Consider the following 18,041-nt stretch of genomic DNA (forward strand, 5'->3'; position numbering starts at 1 on the left):
GCCGGGTGAGCGGCCCTGGGGTCCGTGCACCCCGCCGCCACGCCAGCGGCGAAATCCGCGGGGTTCGGCCGGGGTGACGACGGTGCTCCGGGCTGGGCGGCGACGGCGCTGCGGAGCCGGGAACACACACGGAACGGGGTGCACGTCCGTGGACGTGCACCCCGTTCGCATCACTACCGGGTGGCGGCTCCGCAGGGGAGCGCCGGAGTCACTTCTCGTCGAGGTGCTTGGGGGTCGTCTGGTCCCAGGGGGCCTCGCCCTCCGGGGTGTCCTTGGCGATGTCGTCCACGGCGGAGGTGACCCACTCGGACTTGTACTGGAAGTCCGTCTCGTCACCGTTCTCGTCCGTCTGGCGGTACCACTCGGTGATCGCCGGATCGTGCGAGTCGAACGCGTCGCCGGCGGCGCGATGGCCCTCGGCGCGCTCCACCTGCAGGGCGAAGTTGTCACCGTGCTCGGCGAGCCCGGAGGCCACGGCCTTCTGGACGGCCGAGTACGCGAACTTGGTGCGCAGCGTGGCCGGGTCGTAGCGCAGGTCCCGGTACAGGGCGACCATCATCATGGCCACGACCACCGCGAACGGCAGCGCCGAGACGATCACCAGGCGCTGCATGCCAGCCAGGGCGTCGTTGCCCGCCACCAGGAGCATGACGATCGCGATGCCGGCGAGGCACGCGCCCCAGAAGATGACGATCCACTTGCTGGGGTCCGGGCGTCCGCGCTGGGTCATGGTGCCCATGACCACGGAGGCGGAGTCCGCACTCGTCACGAAGAAGATGCCGATGACGACCATGGCCAGCACCGAGGTGACGGCCGTGAGCGGGAGCTGGTCGAAGAGTCCGAAGAGCATGGACTCGGCGCCGTTTTCCACGGAAAGGTCCGCCCCGTTCTTCGCGAAGAACATGGCGGAGCCGCCGAAGACGATGAACCACAGGATGCTCACCGAGGCCGGGACCACGAGCACGACGGTCACGAACTGGCGGATGGTGCGGCCACGGGAGATCTTGGCGATGAACATGCCCACGAACGGGGACCACGAGAGCCACCAGGCCCAGTAGTACACGGTCCACGTGTTGGAGAACTCGGCGCTCTGCGGGCCCCACGCGGCCGACTGACCGGTCATGAAGAGGTACTCGGACACGTATGTGGAGAACGTGGAGGGGATCAGCGTCAGCAGGAAGACGGTGGGCCCCACGAGGAACACGAACAGCGCCAGCACGAAGGCGAGTGAGAGGTTGATGTTCGACAGGTAGCGGATGCCGCGCGAGACGCCCGACACGGCGGAGATGATGAAGCCCACGGAGAGCAGCACGATGATCACGATCAGCGCGTTGTTGCTGAGCTTGTCGATGCCGCCCACGATCGAGATGCCGGAGCCGATCTGCATGGCTCCCACGCCCAGGGACGCGGCGGTGCCGAAGAGGGTTGCGAAGATCGCGAAGACGTCGATCAGCTTGCCCAGGGTGCCGTCCACGCGCTTGTGGCCGAGCAGCGCCGTGAACACACGCGAGATCAGCGGCGCACGGCCGCGGCGGTAGGCGCCGTAGGCCACGGAGACGCCGACGACGGCGTAGATGGCCCACGGGTTCAGGGCCCAGTGGAAGGCGGACTGCACGAGGGCGTAGACGATCATGGAGTCGCTGCCGGCCTCGGCCGCGTGCGCGAAGCCGGGGATCCCGCCCTCGTAGTAGGTCATCGGCTCGAACGCGCCGTAGAAGACCAGGCCGATGCCCATGCCCGCAGCGAAGAGCATCGCGAGCCAGGAGAAGAAGGAGTACTCGGGCTCCTCGTCGTCACGGCCCAGCTTGATTCTTCCGGTGGGGGTGAAGCCGATGAAGATCATGAAGACCACGGCCGCCGTGGAGAGCAGGATGAAGAACCAGCCGGTGTTGTCCGTGACCCACGCGAGCGCGGTGGCCGAGACCGTGGAGAGGCTGTCCGTGCCGAGGACACCCCATGCGATGAAGCCCACCACGAGGACCGCGGTGATGGCGAAGACCACCTTGTCGGTGCCGAACTTGACCTTGCGGTCCTCCACGCCGACGCCCGGCACCAGTGCCGGGTGGATGCCGTGGGGGTAGGTGAGCTCGTCGATGATCTTCCGGGGGCGGCTGCGGGTGGGGGTGCCCGTGGAGCCGAAGGAGGGCGTCGAGTCCGACGGTCGTCGGTCCTCGGAGTGGGGTGGGGTGCTCAAGACAGTTCTCCTGACTGTGGCGGTGTGTGATCGGGGGCGGGTGGAGGCGTGGTGGAACTCCCGTGTCGGTGACGTGTGGACTGCGCCGCGGGCAAACGATGTCGCTCTGGGTGCACAAACCTTCAGTGTAACCCGGAACCGCGCGGAGGGTAACCGGAGAGTAGCAGCCACGTGGGGAGCAGCCGGAAAAAAGTTGAGTGAATCCTGCTCAACTCTGTTGACACGGATGGTACGAGGTGTAAACTTGAGTCTCGAAAGCTCAAGTCTTCACGGTTCGAGAGACACGAGGATCCGGTCCTCGTGCGGACCGCATGGCATCAACGAAAGGATCGACAATGTCCCGTGCAGTAGGAATCGACCTCGGCACCACCAACTCTGTGGTGGCGGTTCTCGAGGGTGGCGAGCCCGTCGTCATCGCGAACGCCGAGGGCAACCGCACCACCCCGTCCGTCGTGGCGTTCTCCAAGGACGGCGAGACCCTCGTGGGTGACGTGGCCAAGCGCCAGGCCGTGACGAACGTGGACCGCACCGTGGCCTCCGTGAAGCGCCACATGGGCACCGACTGGACCACCGAGATCGACGGCAAGAAGTACACCCCGCAGGAGATCTCCGCCCGCATTCTCATGAAGCTCAAGGCGGATGCCGAGTCCTACCTGGGCGACACGGTCACGGACGCCGTGATCACTGTTCCCGCGTACTTCAACGACGCCGAGCGCCAGGCCACCAAGGAGGCCGGTGAGATCGCCGGCATGAACGTGCTGCGCATCGTCAACGAGCCCACCGCCGCGGCCCTGGCCTACGGTCTGGAGAAGGGCAAGGAGGACGAGCTCATCCTGGTCTTCGACCTCGGTGGCGGCACGTTCGACGTCTCCCTGCTGGAGGTCGGCAAGGACGAGGACGACTTCTCCACCATCCAGGTGCGCGCCACCGCCGGTGACAACCGCCTCGGTGGCGACGACTGGGACCAGCGCATCGTGGACTGGCTGCTGGAGCAGGTGAAGTCCAAGACCGGTGCGGACCTGTCCAAGGACAAGATCGCCCTGCAGCGCCTGAAGGAGGCGGCCGAGCAGGCCAAGAAGGAGCTGTCCTCCGCCACCTCCACCACCATCTCCCTGCAGTACCTGTCCGTGACTCCCGAGGGTCCGGTGCACCTGGACGAGAAGCTGTCCCGCGCCAAGTTCGAGGACCTCACCAAGGATCTGCTGGCCCGCACCGAGAAGCCGTTCAAGGACGTCATCGCGGAGGCCGGGATCAAGGTCTCGGACATCGACCACGTGGTGCTCGTGGGTGGCTCCACCCGCATGCCCGCCGTGGTCGAGAAGGTCACGCAGCTGGCCGGCAAGGCCCCGAACAAGGGCGTGAACCCGGACGAGGTCGTGGCCGTGGGTGCCGCCATCCAGGCCGGCGTGCTCAAGGGTGACCGCAAGGACGTCCTGCTGATCGACGTGACCCCGCTGTCGCTGGGCATCGAGACCAAGGGCGGCGTGATGACCAAGCTCATCGAGCGCAACACGGCCATCCCCACGAAGCGCTCCGAGACCTTCACGACCGCCGAGGACAACCAGCCCTCCGTGTCCATCCAGGTCTTCCAGGGTGAGCGCGAGTTCACCCGGGACAACAAGAACCTGGGCACGTTCGAGCTGACCGGCATCGCGCCGGCCCCGCGCGGCATGCCGCAGATCGAGGTCACCTTCGATATCGACGCCAACGGCATCGTGCACGTGTCCGCCAAGGACAAGGGCACGGGCAAGGAGCAGTCGATGACCATCACGGGCGGCACCTCGCTGTCCAAGGAGGACATCGACCGCATGGTGAAGGACGCCGAGGCCAACGCGGACGCCGACAAGCAGCGCCGTGAGGCCGCGGACCGCCGCAACAACGCGGAGCAGACCGCGTACTCGGTGGAGAAGCTGATCAAGGACGACGAGGGCGCCATCCCCGAGGACGTCAAGACCGAGGTCCAGGCGGACGTGGATGCCGTCAAGGCCGCGCTCGAGGGCGATGACGACGACGCTGTGAAGACCGCGTTCGAGAAGCTGCAGACCTCACAGACCAAGATCGGCGAGGCGCTGTACGCGCAGTCCCAGAACGAGGGTGCCGAGGGTGCCCAGACGGGTGCTGCCGGTGCCGAGGGCGCCCAGGCCAAGGACGACGACGACATCGTCGACGCCGAGGTCGTGGACGACGACAACGACGGGAAGAAGTGAGCATGAGCGATTCCGAGAACCCGACGGGCAACGGCCAGTCCGTGCCGCAGGACCCGGACCACTCGGCTGAGCACGCCCAGCAGGCCGACGGCGCACAGGGACAGGAGGGGCTGACCGTGGACGACATCCTCGACACCCCCCAGTCCCAGGACGCCGGGGCCGCGGACGCGGCGTCGCTCCAGGGCGACGCCGCCCCGGCGGGCGGATCGGAGGCCCAGGGCTCTGGGGCGCAGAAGCTCGCGGACGAGCGGTTGGAGGACCTCCGCCGGCTGCAGGCGGAGTTCGTGAACTTCAGGAACCGCACCGTGCGTGAGAAGGACCAGTTGCGGGACTTCGTGTCCGGCGAGATGGTTGCCGCGCTGCTGCCGGTCCTCGACGACGTCGACGCCGCCCGCAAGGCGGGGGACCTCGAGGAGGGCCCGTTCGCGGCGATCGCCGCGAAGCTCGAGGAGGCCCTCACCAAGAAGGGGCTCACGCGGATCGGCGAGGTGGGTGAGGTGTTCGACCCGAACATCCACGAGGCCGTTCTGCAGCAGCCCACCCAGGACGTGGCACCGGATCATGTGTCCATGGTGCTGCGCTCGGGCTTCAAGGTGGGCAACAAGGTCGTCCGAGCGGCCCAGGTGGCCGTGGCGACGCAGCCGTAGCGACACCGTGAACTCGGGGCGGGTCCACATGACGGGACCCGCCCCGAGCCGTATCACAGCACATCGAAGAGAAAGGAGGCGTCATGGCCAGTCAGGACTGGATTGACAAGGACTTCTACAGCGTCCTGGGCGTCTCCAAGGACGCATCCCAAGCTGACGTCAAGAAGGCGTACCGCAAGCTGGCCCGTAAGTACCACCCGGACCAGAACCCCGGGGATGCGGCTGCGGAGAAACGGTTCAAGGACATCACCGAGGCGAACTCGGTGCTCTCGGACCCCGAGGAGCGTGAGCAGTACGACGCGATCCGGGCCATGGGCTCCGGCGCGCGCTTCACGGCCGGCGGTCCGGAGGGTGCCGGCGGCGCCGGCGGAGCGGGCTTCGAGGACATCTTCGGAGACATCTTCAACGGCGGTGGTGGCCGACGGCGCTACACCACCTCCAGCGGCGGTGGCGGGGGTTTCGAGGACATCTTCGCCCAGTTCGGCGGGGGCCAGGGCGGCGGCTTCGGCGGCCAGTCCGGGTTCGGCGCTCAGGGTGGCTTCAGCGGCTACCAGGCCCCGCCCGCCAAGGGCGAGGACATCCACACGACCACCACCATCCCGCTGCGCTCGGCGTACAACGGCACCACGGTGAAGCTGCGCCGAGGCAACGGCCAGACCACCACGGTGCGCGTGCCCAAGGGCGTCAAGGACGGTCAGCGGCTGAAGATCGCGGGCAAGGGCCACACCGGCCCGGGCGGCAACGGGGACCTCTTCGTGACCGTCAAGGTCAAGGAGCACCCGTTCTTCACCCGCGAGGGCCAGGACGTGCACGTCACCGTTCCGGTCTCCGTGGCGGAGGCGGGTCTCGGCGCGACCGTCCAGGTCCCCACCTTGGACGGGGGCCACGTGAACGTGAAGGTTCCCGCCGGCACCTCCTCGGGGCGCCGGATGCGCGTCAAGGGCAAGGGTTTCACGTCCGGGTCCAGCACCGGGAACATGATCGTCACCGTGCAGATCGTGCTGCCCGCCACGATCAACGACGCCGCACGGCAGGCACTCGAGGACTTCGCCGCCGCCACGGAGGACTTCGACCCGCGTGCGGACCTGGGTGCGCAAGCGGCCGTCTGAGATGGCGGTGGACTTCACGAAGCCCGGGTTCGTGATCTCGGTGGCGGCCGAGCTCGCGGACATGCACCCGCAGACCCTGCGCCAGTACGACCGCCTGGGGCTTGTGACGCCGTCGCGGGCCTCCGGGCGGGCACGGCGCTACTCGCAGCTGGACGTGCAGAAGCTGCGCCAGATCCAGGAGCTCTCCCAGGCGGGCGTGTCCCTCGAGGGGATCAAGCGGATCATGCAGCTGGAGAACCAGGTGCAGGCGCTGCAGTCGCGCGTCACCGAGCTCTCGGAGGAGCTGGAGAACGAGCGCCAGGCCCGCAGCGAGCGGGAGAAGATCTTCATCGCGGGCTCCGGCGGGGAGGTGGTGCGCATTGCCCGCGGGGGACGCCGCGCCCCCCGCAAGGTCTCCCAGGCGCTGATGCTCTACCGCCCGGCGCGGTCCGGCGGCACCGCGGACCGGGAACCCGCCACGGCGGCGTCGGGCGCCCCACGGCGTTCGGCCCGGGGCAGCGGCCCGGGCTGAGAACCCGCCACCACGGTCCCCGCACTGTCTCCGGACGGTGCGGGGACCGTGGTCGTCCGGGGGGGGGGCACCCGGGTGTGCGCGGGGACACGGGCGGGGACATACCCTGGGAAGGCCCCGCCCCGATCCCAGGAGCCGTCCGTGTCAGAATCCCGCCCACCCCACGAGAAACGCGCTGCAGCGCACGGACCCTCCGCCGCCCACGAACCCTCCGCCGCCCAAAGACCCGCCGGGAGCCGCTCCGGACAGGCCCGCCGGGAGCCGGTGGCTCAGCGCGGGGTGCGCGGCGCGAAGTCCTTCCTCTCCGAGATCAGCTACCCCCACAACATCCACCCGGCCGTGGTGCCCGGCGTCTCGGTGGAGGACCAGAGGGTCCGCTACGGCGTGGACAAGCTGGTGGTGGGCGTGGCCCCGGCGGCCTGATCGTCGGGTTCATCGTGTGGGGTCTCGTGGACACGGACTCGCTGACCGCGGCGTCCGGGGCTGCACTGAACTGGGCCATGCTGAACATGGGCTGGTCCTTCAACCTGCTGGCGATCGGACTGCTGGTCTACCTGCTGTACCTCGCGTTCTCGCACTACGGCAGAATCCCCCTCGGCCTCGACGGGGACACCCCCGCATACTCCACAGCGTCGTGGGCGGCCATGCTGTTCGCCGCGGGGATCGGGATCGGCATCATCTTCTTCGGCCCGTTCGAGCCGATGACCTACTTCCTCTCACCGCGCCCTGGCTCCGCGGAGCCAGGGACCATGAAGGCCATGAAGAAGGCCTCCGCGCAGGCCGCCCTGCACTGGGGGCTCAACGCGTGGGCCATCTACGGTCTCGTGGGCGTGGCGGTGGGCTACACCTCCTACCGGCGCGGCCGGGTTCCGCTCATGAGCTCCGTGTTCGCGCCGTTCTTCCGGCAGGGGCGCACGGACAACGTGGTGGGGCGGGTCATCGACATCCTCGCGATCCTGGCCACCCTGTTCGGCACGGCGGCCGCGCTGGGCATCGGTGCACTGCAGATCAGCCGCGGGGTGGACATCTTCACGGGCATGGGGTCCACGGGCAACGCCGGTGCGCTCACCATCATCTCGGTACTGACAGCCGGGTTCATCGCCTCCGCAGTCTCCGGGGTGGCCAAGGGCATCCGGTGGCTGTCCAACATCAACATGGTGCTGGCCATCGGCCTCGCGCTGTTCTTCTTCGTCCTGGGGCCCACGGCGTTCCTGCTCAACTACGTGCCCGCGGTGATCGTCACGTACTTCGCCGAGCTGCCGGACATGCTCTCGGCGTCCCTGTCCGACGGTCCGCAGATGCAGAAGTTCCTCTCCACCTGGACCACGTTCTACTGGGCCTGGTGGGTCTCCTGGGCGCCGTTCGTGGGGATCTTCGTGGCCAAGATCTCCCGGGGGCGTACCATCCGCCAGTTCGTGCTGGGGGTGCTGTTCATCCCCTCGACCATCGTGGTCATGGCCTTCACCGTGCTGGGCGGCACCGCCATCTGGCAGCAGCTGCAGACCCGCGCGATCGCCCCGGACAACACGGTGGACACCCTGCCCCCGCCGGAGGAGATCTTCTTCACCGTCCTGGACGGGCTGCCGGGCGCCGGGATCATGGCGGGTGTGGTGGTGGTCATGCTCGCGGTCTTCTTCGTGACCACCGCGGACTCGGCCTCCGTGGTGACCTCGCAGATGTCCCAGCGGGGCAACCCCAACCCCAAGCGGCGGGTGACGGTGTTCTGGGGCCTGTGCATGGCCGGGATCGCCGTGGTGATGCTGCTGATCGGCGGGCAGAACGCGCTGACCGGGCTGCAGAACCTCATCACGATCACCGCCCTGCCGTTCACGCTCATCATGTTCGCGATGGCCGTGGCCCTGCACAAGGACCTGCGGCGGGACCCGATGATCATCCGCGAGCAGTACTCGCGCTGGGCGGTGGACAAGTCCGTGCGCCACGGGATCGACGAGTACGGCGACGACTTCACGTTCGCCGTGGAGCACGCCCCGGACAGCAAGTGGGCCACGGGCGCGGACTTCGACTCCTCCGCGCCGGAGGTCACCGACTGGTACCAGCGCACGGACGAGGACGGCAACCCCGTGGACTACGACTACGAGACGGGCGAGTTCACGGGGGTCCCGGAAGAGGTGGGACACGATGACACAGGGGAGCCCTCGCAGGGCCATGCTGGGGATTCGGCGGGGAGCGGACGGCGGTAGGCCCCGGGCGGGAGCGAACCCGGGGCCGGTCGCCGTCAGCGACGCCGGTAGGCCAGGTCCCGCGGCACGCGACCGGCCTCGGTGGCCTTGCGCTCGAAGCTCGTGAGGATCCTGCCCTCCCAGCGGGGTGCCCAGCCGGTGTCCGGGTGCTCGTCGTCCGCGAGAGGGCCCGGGTGGAGGTTCTCGAAGTCTGCAGCCGCGGCGTCGAGGACCTCGCGCATCACCACGGCGTACTCCTGCCAGTCCGTGGCCAGGTGCCAGATCCCGCCCGGCTCCAGGACGCGGGCGGCGAGCTCGGCGAAGGCGGGGGAGACCAGCCGGCGCTTGTGGTGGCGGGTCTTGTGCCAGGGGTCCGGGAAGAACACCCACAGCTCGTGCACGGAGCCGGGCTCGAGCATGTGCTCCAGGACCTCCGGGGCGTTGGCCTGGGCCACGCGCACGTTGGTGACTCCGGCCTGTGCCGCCTTCATGAGCAGGTCCGCGATCCCGGGCTTGTAGACCTCCACGGCCAGGTGGTCGAGCTCCGGGTGCGCGGCGGCGTGGGCCACGATCGCCTCGCCGAGCCCCGAGCCGATCTCCACCACGAGCGGCGCCACCCGCCCAAAGGCTGCCTCGTGGTCCAGGCGGTAGGAGGGGTCCACGGAGGTGTCGGTCATGACGCGCGGGATCTCCAGGACCCATTCGCCCGCGTGCTCGTCCCACGCCTTCTGGCGCTTGGGGGACAGCCGGTCCCCGCGGCGCACGAAGGAGTAGGGCTGGCGGTGGAACGCCGGGTTCGACGGCGCTGCCGCCGCCGGGGTCTCACCCGCCCCGGTTCCCTGCTCGGCGCCGGGGGCCTGTCCTGCAGCGGCCGCGGGGCCGCCGGAGGTGGGGCCCGCGGGGGTGCGCTCGGCACCAGCACCCGGAAGGGCGGCGTCGTGCTCGGAGCGTTCGGAGACAGGGCGTTCGGGGACGGGGTGCTGTGGGGTGCGGTCGCTGGATTCCATCGTGGAACATCCTAGGTGGGGCGCGCGAGGTGTGGCGGATCCCGCGGGCCTGCGCGCGGACCCCCACGATCCGCCACCGCGCGTGCGACTAGCATGGGGGCATCCCACCCCCGTTGCCGCGTCGTCGCGCGCCCAGGAGATCCCGCATGTCCCAGAGCTCCGAAGCACCCGAGCCAGTTCGCAGCAGACTGGGGTTGAACCCGCGCCTGGACCGAGTGGTGTTCGTGGGCGCGCTGGGCGTCCTCTCCGCCGTGAGCCCCATGGCCACGGACATGTACCTGGCGTCCATGCCGGAGATGTCCCAGTGGTTCGACACCACGGCCAGCATGGTTCAGCTGAGCCTCACCGCCTACATGGTGGGCATGGCGATCGGGCAGTTCGTGCTCGGCCCGCTCTCGGACGTCCTGGGGCGCCACAAGCTCATGGTCGCGGGCACGGCACTGTTTCTTCTCTCCTCGGTGGTCATCATCTTCACCACGGACATCCGCGTGGTGCTGGCCCTGCGGTTCGTCCAGGGCGTCGCGGGCGCGGCCGGGGTGGTGATCGCCCGCGCGGTGGTCTCGGACATCGCCCGTGGCCACCGCGCCGCCCAGCTCTACTCGGTGCTCTCGCTCATCACGTCCCTCGCACCCGTGGTTGCACCGCTGGCCGGCGGGGTGATCGCCACCGTGGCGGACTGGCGTGTGGTGTTCTGGGTGCTCACCGGCTTCGGCGTGGTCATGCTCGCGTGCTCCGTGTTCGTCATCCCGGAGACGCTGCCGCGCGAGGCGCGCTCGGGCGGCGGGCTGGGACGGATCTTCCGCAATGCCGAGGAGGTGCTCCGCGACCGCGTGTTCCGCCGCTACGCGCTGAGCTTCGCGTTCGCCTTCGGCGCCCTGTTCTCCTACATCTCCGCGTCCTCGTTCGTGATCCAGAACGTGCTGGGCTACAGCGCGCTGGCGTACTCCGCGATCTTCGCGCTCAACGCGTGCGGGTCCATCGCCACGGGCGTGGTCAACACCAAGCTCGTGGGAAGCCGGTCCTCTGAGTCCCTGCTGCTGGTGGGCGTGGTGGGTCTGACAGTGTTCGCGGTTCTGAACGTGGTGCTCGTGCTGCTGGGTGTCCTGGGCACGGTCACCCTGGTGCTGATCTTCCTGGCCCAGGCATGCATGGGCTTCGTGCTGGGCAACGCCGTGGCCCTGGCGCAGCAGCGCGCCCAGCACAAGAAGCTCTCCGGGACCGGCTCGGCGGTCGTGGGCATGGGCCAGTTCGTGATGGCAGGGATCGTCACGCCCCTGACGGGGCTCGCGGGGGAGGGCAGCGCCGTCCCCATGGCGGTGTGCATGGCGGTGTGCGCGGCGGTCTCCGTGGTGACTGTGCGGCTGGCGAACTCCCACCACGCGCAGAGCGGTGCCTGAACGCGGCGCGGCACCCGCGTCCGGCACGACGCCGGGCAGCCCCAGTTCTGCGCGACGGCGCCGCGCTGGCCCCGGCCGACGACGCGAGCCCGACGACGTCGTCGGCCGCACCCGCCGCGCGACATGGCCCGCAATGAAGCGCAGAGTCCCCGGGCAGGGTCCGTGGTGTGGTTCACTTTCCGAAATGGTGACGGTTCCCGCGGGAAATTCACCGCTTCCGGCCCCCACACGACCGAGGGAGACTTCCATGCTCGACGCGCTGCAATCCATCCTCGACACCCTGGACGGGTTCGTCTGGGGACCGTTCCTGCTGATCCCCCTGCTGCTGGGTACGGGCATCTACCTGACCATCCGGCTCGCGGGACTGCAGCTCACCAAGCTGATCCCCGCGCTGCGGCTCGCGCTGTTCGAGCGCAAGGACCACGACGCCCCCGGCGGTGACGTCTCCCAGTTCCAGGCCCTGACCACGGCGCTCGCGGCCACGGTGGGCACCGGTAACATCGTGGGCGTGGCCACCGCGCTGTCCATCGGCGGGCCCGGCGCGCTGTTCTGGATGTGGGTCACCGGTGTGCTGGGCATGGCGTCCAAGTACTCGGAGGCGTTCCTGGGCGTGCGCTTCCGCACCCGGGACGCCAAGGGTGAGATCTCCGGCGGACCCCAGTACTACCTGTTCCGCGGCATTCCCAACGGCTTCGGCAAGTTCCTGTCCCTGTTCTTCGCGGTCGCCGCAGTGCTGGCCTCCTTCGGCATCGGCAACATGACCCAGGGCAACTCGATCTCCGCGAACATGGAGTCCTCGTTCGGCGTGCCCGTGTGGATCACCGGCCTCGTGCTGGCCGTGCTCACACTGCTCGTGCTCGTGGGCGGCATCAAGTCCATCGGCAAGGTCACCGCGGGTCTCGTGCCCGTGATGATCGTCTTCTACGTGCTGGGCGCCCTGTTCATCCTGGTCGTGAACATCGAGGCCGTGCCCGCCGCGTTCGGCACCATCTTCGCCTCGGCGTTCACCGGCCACTCCGCCGTGGGCGGCTTCGCCGGCTCGGCGATCATCGTCGTGGTTCAGATGGGCGTGGCCCGAGGCATCTTCTCCAACGAGTCCGGCATGGGCTCGGCAGCCATCGCCGCGGCCGCAGCCCAGACCACGCACCCCGTGCGCCAGGGCCTGGTGTCCATGACCCAGACGTTCATCGACACGATCATCGTGGTCACCTGCACGGGCCTGGTCATCGTGACCACCGGCGTGTGGGAGCAGGGCAAGGACTTCGCCGCCACCATGACCGGTGACGCGTTCAGCCACGGCCTGCCCGGCGGCTGGGGCCACCTGATCGTGACGCTCGGCCTGGTGCTCTTCGCGTACTCCACCATCCTGGGCTGGGCCTACTACGGCGAGCGCTGCATGGAGCGGCTCTTCGGCCGCGCTTCGGTGATGCCCTACCGCGTGTTCTTCTCGGTCATCGTGTTCGTGGGCTGCAGCGTGCCCCTGGCCATCGTGTGGTCCTTCGCGGACCTGATGAACGGGCTCATGGCGATCCCCAACCTGATCGGCCTGCTCATCCTCTCGGGCCTGGTGGCGCGGGAGACCAAGCACTACCTGCGCAACGACCCCCAGCTGCGGGCCGGCAAGGTGCAGGTGGACGGCTTCATGGAGGGCCGCCCCGGCGCGATCGACAGCTACGTGGCCCCGGAACGAGCGGGGGCACCCCGCACGCCCTGACCTGCGGTCCGGACGGCGCGACGTCGTCCCCTGCCCGGTCCGCAGGCCCCGCTGCCCGCCTCCCCGCTCCCGGGAAGGCGGGCAGCGCCCGTGTGCGCCACACCACGGGGACGGGAGTTCGGAGGTGTAATCTCAGCACACATGACCAACAGCTCCTCCGCCGTGTCCCCGCCCCACGCCCACTCCGGGCCCCCGCGGGGTCTGAGCAACCGGCACATCCAGCTCATTGCGATCGGCGGCGCCATCGGCACCGGCCTGTTCATGGGCTCCGGGCGCACCATCTCCCTGGCGGGGCCCTCGGTGGTCTTCGTCTACATGGTGATCGGGTTCTTCCTCTACTTCATGATGCGGGCCATGGGGGAGCTGCTTCTGTCCAACCTGCACTACAAGACGTTCGCGGACTTCGCGGCTGACCTGATCGGGCCGTGGGCCGGGTTCTTCGTGGGCTGGTCCTACTGGTTCTGCTGGATCGTGACAGCGATCGCGGAGCTCGTGGCCATCACCGGCTACATGCAGTTCTGGTGGCCCTCGGTCCCACTGTGGCTGCCCACGGTGGTGGTGCTCGCCGTGGTCTTCCTGCTCAACGCGGTGAGCGTGAAGAACTTCGGGGAGATGGAGTTCTGGTTCGCGCTCATCAAGATTGTGGCCATCCTGGCGCTGATCGTCACGGGTGTGGTCATGGCGCTGACGCACTTCACGTCCCCAGACGGCCACGTGGCGCAGATTGCGAACCTGTGGAACGACGGCGGGTGGTTCCCGCACGGCGCCATGGGTGTGGTCGCGGGGTTCCAGATCGCGGTCTTCGCGTTCGTGGGTGTGGAGCTCGTCGGCACCACCGCCGCCGAGGCGCGCGATCCCCGCAAGACCCTGCCGCGCGCGATCAACTCGGTGCCCGTGCGCATCCTCATCTTCTACGTGGGCTCCCTGCTGGCCATCCTGGTGGTCATGCCGTGGCGGGCGATCGATCCGGAGCAGTCCCCGTTCGTGGCCATGTTCGCGCTGGCCGGGCTGGCTGGCGCGGCCTCCGTGGTGAACTTCGTGGTGCTGACCTCCGCGATGTCCTCCTCGAACTCCGGTGTCTTCTCCACCTCGCGCATGCTCTTCGGCCTCGCGGCGGAGGGCAGCGCACCGCGGCTGTTCACCGGACTGAACAAGGTGGGTGTTCCGGTGCGGGCCCTCTACGTCACCGCCCTTGTGCTGCTGCTGACCATCCCCGTGCTCTACGCCGGGGACTCGATCATGGAGGCGTTCACCCTCATCACCTCGGTGGCCTCGCTGCTGTTCATGTTCGTGTGGTCCATGATCCTGGTCTCCTACATGCGCTACCGCCACAAGTTTCCGGAGCGCCACCGCTCCTCCGAGTACAAGATGCCGGGTGGTGTGGTGGCGTGCATCGCCGTGCTGCTGTTCTTCGCGTTCGTGGTGTGGGCGCTGAGCCTCGAACCGGAGACGGAAACGAGCCTCGTTGCACTGCCCGTGTGGCTCGGACTGCTGGGCGTCGCGTGGGTCTTCGTGCGCCGCACCGAGTCCCACCGCCAGGCGTTCGCGTGGTTCAAGAAGGAGATGGAACGCCCCGTGGAGAACGAGCACTCGGAGGGCTGAACCGCCCCTCGAGGGGCCGTCCCCGCCGAGGAGACGTCGCCGCCCCAGCCGAGTGGGCGACGTCGCCCCGGCCGAGGACTCGGGCGTCCCCTTGCGCGCCCGCTCGTCGGACCACCGTTCCGGACCAGCGTCCCGGGCTCCTGCCCACGGGCCGTGCCCCCGCCTATGGTGGGGGCATGACACGACTGCCCGAACCCCTGACCCTGACCGCGCCGCACGGCGAGGGATCCGTGCTGAGCTACGGTGCCCACGCGATGTCCTGGGCCCCGGGGGGCCACGAGCCCGTCCTGTGGGTCTCCTCCCGCGCCGCCACCGAGACCGGGCGTGCGATCCGCGGCGGCGTGCCCGTGTGCTTCCCGTGGTTCGGTCCCGGTCGCACCGGTGAGATGACCCCCGCCCACGGCTTCGCCCGGATCACCGAGTGGCACCTGGACGAGCAGGGCCAGGACGACGCCGGCAACGCGTTCGCGAGCTTCTCCCTCACGCCGCAGGACGTCTCCGAGCAGCTGCGCGAGTCCTTCCCGTACGAGTTCTCCGCCACCCTGCGCATGACCGTCGGTTCAGCACTGTGCCTGGACCTGCGCGTCACCAACACCGGCGACGAGACCTTCGAGATCGAGGAGGCCCTGCACACCTACCTCAGCGTGGGCGATGCCACCCGCGTGCGGGTCCACGGGCTCGACGGCGTGACCTACCACGACAAGGTCACAGGTGAGCAGCGCACCCAGTCTGGGGACCTCACGATCACGGGTGAGACCGACGCCGTCTTCGCCCACCGCGGCGAGGTCCGGGTTCTGGACCCGGCCCTCGGGCGCACGCTCGTGGTCTCCAAGGAGGGCTCGGACAGCACCGTGGTCTGGAACCCCTGGCAGGACAAGGCCGTGGGCATGTCCGACTTCGCGGACGACGAGTGGCAGCGGATGCTGTGCGTCGAGGCAGGCAACGTGATGGGATCGCCCGTGCGGCTGGCCGCCGGCGAGTCCCACGTGCTCGTTCAGAGCATCGAGGTGGAGCCGCTCGCCGAGGACGACGCCGCCCCGCAGGGCTGAACCGCCCGGCTCGGGCGGGCGCGGGGTTGCGGACCCCGTGCCTGCCGACTCGCGGTCACCGCGCATCCGGACCGCTCGTGGCGGGCGACGCCGCACTGCAGAGTTGGGCCCTTCCGCTGCGGGCGACCCGTGGAACCGCCTGCGAGCGACCCCCGGAACTGTCAGGCGCTCGCGCGGGGCCCAGCTGCAGTGTCGGCGTCGGAACGCGGTGCGGGCGCCGAGCCCGTCTCCGAGAGGGCGGGCTTCGGGGAGGTGAGGTCCACTGTGTGGTGGATCTGGGCGTCCAGGGCGCCGGGGCGGGTGCCCATGAAGTTGTCCACCTCCTGCGCGGTGGCGTTGAACTTGGGGTCGTGCTTCAGGTAGAGGTTCGTCTCGCGCACCACCAGACCGGAGAGCAGGACCAGGCCGATCAGGTTGGGGATGGCCATGAATCCGTTCATGATGTCCGAGAACGTCCACACGAGGGTCAGCGGCGCCAGCGCGCCCAGGCCGGCTGCGATCGAGAAGACCACGCGGTAGACGATCGCCGCCCGGGCACCGGCCAGGCGCTCTACGTTGCGCTCGCCGTAGTAGGCCCAGCCGAGCACCGTGGAGTAGCCCAGCAGCACCAGGCAGATGGTCACGATCGTGCCGCCCCAGGAGCCGGGCAGGCCGGTGGAGAACGCCACCGAGGTCATGGTGGCCGTGTCCGTGCCGCTCCACACGCCCGTGGAGAGGATCACGAAGCCCGTGATGGAGATGACCACCAGGGTGTCCACGAAGGTCTGGGTCATGGACACCAGGCCCTGTCGCACGGGGTGGCTGGTCTGGGCGATCGAGGCCGCGATGGATGCGGTGCCCATGCCGGACTCGTTGGAGAACAGGGAGCGCGCCGCGCCCATCTGGATGGCCATCAGCACGGTGGAGCCCACGAAGCCGCCGGTCGCTCCCATGGGGGTGAAGGCGCCCTCGAAGATCAGGCGCAGGGCTTCGGGGATGCCCCGGTAGTTCACGCCGATGATGTAGAGCCCGGAGCCGATGTAGAGCACGATCATCAGGGGCACCAGGTAGGTGGTGACCTTCGCGATGGACTGGATGCCGCCCAGCAGGGCGACGCCCGTGCCCACGGCCAGGACGGCGGCCGTCAGGAGCGGTGGGACGTTGAAGGAGTGCTCCAGGTTCGAGGCGATCGCGTTGCCCTGGGTCATGTTGCCGATCCCGAACGTGGCCACAACGCAGCACACTGCGAACATCACGGAGAGGAAGCGCCCGAACTTGTTGGGGATCCCGCGCGCCAGGTAGACCTGCGGGCCGCCCGTGAGCTGCCCGGCAGTATCCCTCGTGCGGAAGCGCACGCCCAGGAAGCACTCCGCATACTTGGACGCCATGCCCACCAGCGCGGTGAGCCACATCCAGAACAGGGCCCCGGGTCCGCCCACGGAGATCGCCGCGGCCACGCCCACGATGTTGCCCGTGCCCACGGTGGCGGCCAGCGCGGTGGACATCGCGGCGAACGAGGTGATGTCCCCCTTCTCCCCGGTGCCCCGGGAGCGGCGCCCGAAGCCCAGGCTCATGGCCTTGGTGAACAGCCGGAACTGGATGCCGCGCAGCCGGATGGTGAGGAAGACACCGGTGCCGAAGAGCAGGGGCAGCAGGAGCCAGGGCCCCCAGACGAGGTCGCGGACGAAGTCCAGGGTGTTCTGCAGCGTGTCCATGGGGGAGCTTTCGTGAGAGCCGGACGTGCGGTGCTGTCCAACCTAGCGCACAGGGGCGGCGGGGGACGGGGTTCGCTCCCGCCCCCTGACATACGGCGACGCCGCAGTGGTCACCACTGCGGCGTCGCCGTCGTTAGGGCGTGGGGAGGCTACTTCTGGACCATCAGGCCCGCACCGATGGCGGCCAAGAAGAAGTCCTTGGACAGCGAGATGCCCTGCTCGGAGGGGCGGATGCCGTCGTCCTTGGTCATCTCCGAGTTGCGGAAGTACATGGTCAGCAGCCCGGCGCTGAACGCGAGCAGCCCCGCGCCGGCGAGGCGCTTGGAGACGAACGGGGTGACCAGCGCGGCGCCCACGGCCAGCTCGCTGCCGGCGATGAACGTGGCGAAGGTCTTGGAGTCCCACTCGGCGAACTGGGGGACGCCGGTGGCGGCGAACTGCTTGAGGCCCTCGGCCGCCTGGGCGTCCATGCCGAGCTTGCCGTAGCCGGACTGCAGCAGGTAGGCGCCTGAGACGCCGCGGAGGATGGCGTTGGAGATGCGCATGGGTGAACCTTTCATCGGGGTGGAGCGGGGTCGGGCAGAGGCCCGAGGTGCCCGCCGAGGATCGATGCTCATGCTAACAGCGGCCCGTTTTGAACCCCTCCCTGGCGCCCCATGCCGTGAGCGAACGGCTCGCGCACCCCGGCGGGGCCCTACCTAGGGTGGTGGCACACGGCGGGCGCCGCGCC

Annotated in this window: 14 protein-coding genes; 10 read left to right on the forward strand and 4 right to left on the reverse strand. The window is 69.1% G+C overall.

Going from position 1 to position 18,041, the window contains the following annotated elements:
- Positions 1 to 208 precede the first annotated feature (208 nt).
- Entirely contained in the window at positions 209 to 2,194 is a 1,986-nt protein-coding gene (locus tag ABD264_RS06550) for a BCCT family transporter (RefSeq protein WP_344205051.1), read from the reverse strand.
- Between the two features lie 335 nt (positions 2,195 to 2,529).
- Here ABD264_RS06550 and dnaK point away from each other — a divergent pair, with 335 nt between their 5' ends.
- The 6 genes from dnaK (at position 2,530) to ABD264_RS06580 (ending at position 8,869) form a co-directional block, all read left to right on the forward strand.
- Complete coding sequence (dnaK, locus tag ABD264_RS06555) at positions 2,530 to 4,401, forward strand: molecular chaperone DnaK (RefSeq protein WP_144940994.1); 1,872 nt, start codon at positions 2,530 to 2,532, stop codon at positions 4,399 to 4,401.
- Between the two features lie 2 nt (positions 4,402 to 4,403).
- Positions 4,404 to 5,048: a nucleotide exchange factor GrpE gene (locus ABD264_RS06560; protein WP_425554296.1), complete on the forward strand. Its 645-nt coding sequence runs from the start codon at positions 4,404 to 4,406 to the stop codon at positions 5,046 to 5,048.
- Positions 5,049 to 5,131: 83 nt separating this feature from the next.
- Positions 5,132 to 6,157 (forward strand): DnaJ C-terminal domain-containing protein, encoded by a 1,026-nt coding sequence (locus ABD264_RS06565; protein WP_144940988.1) that lies wholly within the window; start codon positions 5,132 to 5,134, stop codon positions 6,155 to 6,157.
- Between the two features lies 1 nt (position 6,158).
- Positions 6,159 to 6,668, forward strand: a complete 510-nt coding sequence (locus tag ABD264_RS06570) for a heat shock protein transcriptional repressor HspR (RefSeq protein ID WP_144941587.1) — start codon at positions 6,159 to 6,161, stop codon at positions 6,666 to 6,668.
- A gap of 141 nt (positions 6,669 to 6,809) precedes the next feature.
- On the forward strand, positions 6,810 to 7,091 hold the full coding sequence (locus ABD264_RS06575) for a hypothetical protein (protein WP_313960143.1): 282 nt from the start codon (positions 6,810 to 6,812) through the stop codon (positions 7,089 to 7,091).
- Between the two features lie 26 nt (positions 7,092 to 7,117).
- A complete protein-coding gene (locus ABD264_RS06580; protein ID WP_344205057.1) occupies positions 7,118 to 8,869 on the forward strand; it encodes a BCCT family transporter in 1,752 nt (583 codons plus the stop codon).
- A 35-nt stretch (positions 8,870 to 8,904) separates the two neighbouring features.
- On the opposite strand, the gene trmB is transcribed toward ABD264_RS06580, so the two are convergent.
- Entirely contained in the window at positions 8,905 to 9,855 is a 951-nt protein-coding gene (gene trmB, locus ABD264_RS06585) for a tRNA (guanosine(46)-N7)-methyltransferase TrmB (RefSeq protein WP_238694045.1), read from the reverse strand.
- Between the two features lie 146 nt (positions 9,856 to 10,001).
- On the opposite strand from trmB, the gene ABD264_RS06590 reads away from it, so the two are divergent.
- The 4 genes from ABD264_RS06590 (at position 10,002) to ABD264_RS06605 (ending at position 15,617) form a co-directional block, all read left to right on the forward strand.
- Entirely contained in the window at positions 10,002 to 11,252 is a 1,251-nt protein-coding gene (locus ABD264_RS06590; protein ID WP_290499207.1) for a multidrug effflux MFS transporter, read from the forward strand.
- A gap of 247 nt (positions 11,253 to 11,499) precedes the next feature.
- Positions 11,500 to 12,966 carry an alanine/glycine:cation symporter family protein gene (locus tag ABD264_RS06595; RefSeq protein ID WP_145010104.1) on the forward strand — a complete coding sequence of 489 codons (1,467 nt, stop codon included), beginning with the start codon at positions 11,500 to 11,502 and terminating at the stop codon, positions 12,964 to 12,966.
- Between the two features lie 141 nt (positions 12,967 to 13,107).
- Complete coding sequence (locus ABD264_RS06600) at positions 13,108 to 14,568, forward strand: amino acid permease (protein ID WP_344205062.1); 1,461 nt, start codon at positions 13,108 to 13,110, stop codon at positions 14,566 to 14,568.
- Positions 14,569 to 14,744: 176 nt separating this feature from the next.
- Complete coding sequence (locus ABD264_RS06605) at positions 14,745 to 15,617, forward strand: D-hexose-6-phosphate mutarotase (protein ID WP_144940977.1); 873 nt, start codon at positions 14,745 to 14,747, stop codon at positions 15,615 to 15,617.
- Between the two features lie 161 nt (positions 15,618 to 15,778).
- Here the strand turns inward: ABD264_RS06605 and ABD264_RS06610 are convergent, their stop codons facing one another.
- Both ABD264_RS06610 and ABD264_RS06615 read right to left on the reverse strand, forming a co-directional pair.
- On the reverse strand, positions 15,779 to 17,311 hold the full coding sequence (locus tag ABD264_RS06610; protein ID WP_344205064.1) for an alanine/glycine:cation symporter family protein: 1,533 nt from the start codon (positions 17,309 to 17,311) through the stop codon (positions 15,779 to 15,781).
- A 149-nt stretch (positions 17,312 to 17,460) separates the two neighbouring features.
- Positions 17,461 to 17,856 carry a hypothetical protein gene (locus ABD264_RS06615; RefSeq protein ID WP_144940972.1) on the reverse strand — a complete coding sequence of 132 codons (396 nt, stop codon included), beginning with the start codon at positions 17,854 to 17,856 and terminating at the stop codon, positions 17,461 to 17,463.
- Positions 17,857 to 18,041: the final 185 nt, after the last annotated feature.

The organism is Kocuria salsicia, from assembly GCF_039532055.1.
GTDB lineage: Bacteria > Actinomycetota > Actinomycetes > Actinomycetales > Micrococcaceae > Kocuria > Kocuria salsicia.